The organism is Rhodoblastus sp. 17X3, assembly GCF_030056575.1.
GTDB lineage: Bacteria > Pseudomonadota > Alphaproteobacteria > Rhizobiales > Beijerinckiaceae > Rhodoblastus.
Genome location: NZ_JASHHX010000067.1, coordinates 1 through 650, shown reverse-complemented (window position 1 = coordinate 650; position 650 = coordinate 1). Strand labels below are relative to the sequence as shown.

Sequence of the window (650 nt, the reverse complement as noted above, 5' to 3'; positions counted from 1 at the left end):
ATGGCCAAGGAAAAATTTTCGCGCACGAAGCCGCATTGCAACATCGGCACGATCGGTCACGTTGACCATGGCAAGACGTCGCTGACGGCGGCGATCACCAAGATTCTGGCCGAGACGGGCGGCGCCACGTTCACCGCCTACGACCAGATCGACAAGGCGCCGGAAGAAAAGGCGCGCGGCATCACCATTTCGACGGCGCACGTCGAATATGAGACCGCCAACCGCCACTACGCCCACGTCGACTGCCCCGGCCACGCCGATTATGTGAAGAACATGATCACCGGCGCCGCGCAGATGGACGGCGCGATCCTGGTGGTTTCGGCCGCCGACGGCCCGATGCCGCAGACCCGCGAGCACATCCTGCTCGCCCGCCAGGTCGGCGTGCCGGCTCTGGTCGTGTTCCTGAACAAGGTCGATCTCGTCGACGATCCGGAACTGCTCGAACTGGTCGAGCTGGAAGTTCGCGAGCTTCTCTCGAAGTATGAATTCCCCGGCGACGACATTCCGATCACCAAGGGTTCGGCCAAGGTCGCTCTCGACAATGGCGATCCGGCGCTCGGCCGCGACGCGGTCCTCGCCCTGATGAAGACGGTCGACGACTATATCCCGCAGCCGGAGCGTCCGGTTGACCTTCCGTTCCTGATGCCGGT

General features: G+C 63.4%; 1 protein-coding gene. It reads left to right on the top strand.

All coding sequences use genetic code 11. The features are described 5' to 3' along the window. Window positions 1-650: GTP-binding protein (locus tag QM467_RS19805; RefSeq protein ID WP_283368053.1), on the top strand; the 650-nt coding region annotated here is incomplete at its 3' end.